The organism is Aeromonas lusitana, assembly GCF_002812985.1.
Classification (GTDB): Bacteria; Pseudomonadota; Gammaproteobacteria; order Enterobacterales; family Aeromonadaceae; genus Aeromonas; species Aeromonas lusitana.
This window is the reverse complement of record NZ_PGCP01000006.1, coordinates 1-3524: the sequence shown is the minus strand read 5'-3', so window position 1 is coordinate 3524 and position 3524 is coordinate 1. Positions and strand designations below refer to the sequence as shown.

The following is a 3524-nucleotide window of genomic DNA, read 5'->3' as shown; positions in this document are numbered from 1 at the left end:
AGGACACCGCCCTTTCACGGCGGTAACAGGGGTTCGAATCCCCTAGGGGACGCCACTTCTCTTCTTGCTAACAAGAATGCAGACATAAGCATGCGTGTTTATGTCTGTTTTCTTCGGTCAATGACCGTTGCAAACTTGCTCTTTAACAATCTGGAAAGCTGATTTAAAAAGTAGTTCTCAAACATTTGTTACAAGTGCTTTGGAAACTTCTTGGCGAAAACCAAAATTTATTTTTGGTCCTTGTTGTACAGCAACGAGTCGCGTCGTTTCGACGACACTTCTTGGGGTTGTATGGTTAAGTGACTAAGCGTACATGGTGGATGCCTTGGCAGTCAGAGGCGATGAAGGACGTACTAACCTGCGATAAGCTGTGAGAAGTCGGTAAGAGACGCTATTACTCACAGATTTCCGAATGGGGAAACCCACTTAGCATAAGCTAGGTATCGTTACATGAATACATAGTGTAGCGAGGCGAACCGGGAGAACTGAAACATCTAAGTACCCCGAGGAAAAGAAATCAACCGAGATTCCCTCAGTAGCGGCGAGCGAACGGGGATTAGCCCTTAAGCATCTTGGAAGTTAGTGGAACGGTCCTGGAAAGGCCGGCGATACAGGGTGATAGCCCCGTACACGAAAACAACCTTGATGTGAAATCGAGTAGGGCGGGACACGTGACATCCTGTCTGAATATGGGGGGACCATCCTCCAAGGCTAAATACTCCTGACTGACCGATAGTGAACCAGTACCGTGAGGGAAAGGCGAAAAGAACCCCTGTGAGGGGAGTGAAATAGAACCTGAAACCGTGTACGTACAAGCAGTGGGAGCCCTTCGGGGTGACTGCGTACCTTTTGTATAATGGGTCAGCGACTTACATTTTGTAGCGAGGTTAACCGTATAGGGGAGCCGTAGGGAAACCGAGTCTTAACTGGGCGTCTAGTTGCAAGGTGTAGACCCGAAACCGGGTGATCTAGCCATGGGCAGGTTGAAGGTTGAGTAACATCAACTGGAGGACCGAACCCACTAACGTTGCAAAGTTAGGGGATGACCTGTGGCTGGGGGTGAAAGGCCAATCAAACTCGGAGATAGCTGGTTCTCCCCGAAAGCTATTTAGGTAGCGCCTCGGACGAATACTACTGGGGGTAGAGCACTGTTTGGACTAGGGGGTCATCCCGACTTACCAACTCCATGCAAACTCCGAATACCAGTAAGTAATATCCGGGAGACACACGGCGGGTGCTAACGTCCGTCGTGAAGAGGGAAACAACCCAGACCGCCGGCTAAGGTCCCAAAGTTCTGGTTAAGTGGGAAACGATGTGGGAAGGCTCAGACAGCTAGGATGTTGGCTTAGAAGCAGCCATCATTTAAAGAAAGCGTAATAGCTCACTAGTCGAGTCGGCCTGCGCGGAAGATGTAACGGGGCTCAAACCAGGCACCGAAGCCGCGGATTCACACTTATGTGTGAGTGGTAGGGGAGCGTTCTGTAAGTCTGCGAAGGTGTATCGAGAGGTATGCTGGAGATATCAGAAGTGCGAATGCTGACGTAAGTAACGATAAAGGGGGTGAAAAGCCTCCTCGCCGGAAGACCAAGGGTTCCTGTCCAACGTTAATCGGGGCAGGGTGAGTCGACCCCTAAGGTGAGGCCGAAAGGCGTAATCGATGGGAAGCAGGTTAATATTCCTGCACGACTTGTAATTGCGATGGGGGGACGGAGAAGGCTAGGTGGGCCAGGCGACGGTTGTCCTGGTGAAAGGGTGTAGGTGGTGTTTCTAGGCAAATCCGGAGACACAACACTGAGACCTGAGACGAAGCCACTACGGTGGTGAAGCCATTGATGCCCTGCTTCCAGGAAAAGCCTCTAAGCTTCAGATTACAAGTCATCGTACCCCAAACCGACACAGGTGGTCGGGTAGAGAATACCAAGGCGCTTGAGAGAACTCGGGTGAAGGAACTAGGCAAAATAGAACCGTAACTTCGGGAGAAGGTTCGCTCTTGACAGTGAAGTCCCTTGCGGATGGAGCAGTTGGGAGTCGCAGTGACCAGATGGCTGGGACTGTTTATCAAAAACACAGCACTCTGCAAACACGAAAGTGGACGTATAGGGTGTGACACCTGCCCGGTGCCGGAAGGTTAATTGATGGGGTTAGCGCAAGCGAAGCTCTTGATCGAAGCCCCGGTAAACGGCGGCCGTAACTATAACGGTCCTAAGGTAGCGAAATTCCTTGTCGGGTAAGTTCCGACCTGCACGAATGGTGTAACCATGGCCATGCTGTCTCCACCCGAGACTCAGTGAAATCGAATTCGCCGTGAAGATGCGGTGTACCCGCGGCTAGACGGAAAGACCCCGTGAACCTTTACTACAGCTTGGCACTGAACATTGAACCTACATGTGTAGGATAGGTGGGAGGCTTTGAAGGCGTGACGCCAGTTGCGCTGGAGCCGTCCTTGAAATACCACCCTTGTATGTTTGATGTTCTAACGCAGGGCCCTGAATCGGGCTCGCGGACAGTGCCTGGTGGGTAGTTTGACTGGGGCGGTCTCCTCCCAAAGAGTAACGGAGGAGCACGAAGGTTGGCTAATCCTGGTCGGACATCAGGAGGTTAGTGCAATGGCATAAGCCAGCTTAACTGCGAGACGGACAGGTCGAGCAGGTACGAAAGTAGGTCATAGTGATCCGGTGGTTCTGAATGGAAGGGCCATCGCTCAACGGATAAAAGGTACTCCGGGGATAACAGGCTGATACCGCCCAAGAGTTCATATCGACGGCGGTGTTTGGCACCTCGATGTCGGCTCATCACATCCTGGGGCTGAAGTCGGTCCCAAGGGTATGGCTGTTCGCCATTTAAAGTGGTACGCGAGCTGGGTTCAGAACGTCGTGAGACAGTTCGGTCCCTATCTGCCGTGGGCGTTGGATGATTGAAGGGAGTTGCTCCTAGTACGAGAGGACCGGAGTGAACGAACCTCTGGTGTTCGGGTTGTCACGCCAGTGGCACTGCCCGGTAGCTAAGTTCGGAATCGATAACCGCTGAAAGCATCTAAGCGGGAAGCGAGCCCTGAGATGAGTCATCCCTGACCCCTTGAGGGTCCTAAAGGGCCGTTGGAGACCACAACGTTGATAGGTGGGGTGTGTAAGCGCGGCGACGTGTTGAGCTAACCCATACTAATTACCCGTGAGGCTTAACCATACAACACCCAAGAAGTGTTCTGGGCCTTGTAGCAAGTGCATGAACTACTTACAAATTCAGTGATAGCGACCCACCTTACCGGTGACAGTCGTTATTCACGTCAGCTTTCCGAGATTGAAGAATTTGCCTGGCGGCCATAGCGCCGTGGAACCACCTGATCCCATGCCGAACTCAGAAGTGAAACGCGGTAGCGCCGATGGTAGTGTGGCATTCGCCATGCGAGAGTAGGACACTGCCAGGCACCCAATTAGAAGAAGCCCGCTCATCTGAGCGGGCTTTTTTATTGGCTGGGATTTGGGAATGGGCAGATATTTTATCCATACAGAGCCTATTTATCAGAC

Annotated in this window: 2 rRNA genes; both read left to right on the top strand. The window is 52.0% G+C overall.

Going from position 1 to position 3524, the window contains the following annotated elements:
• The first annotated feature begins 293 nt into the window (after positions 1–293).
• A 23S ribosomal RNA gene (locus CUC44_RS06310) occupies positions 294–3183 on the top strand.
• Positions 3184–3309: 126 nt separating this feature from the next.
• Positions 3310–3424 (top strand): 5S ribosomal RNA (gene rrf, locus CUC44_RS06305).
• Positions 3425–3524 lie beyond the last annotated feature (100 nt).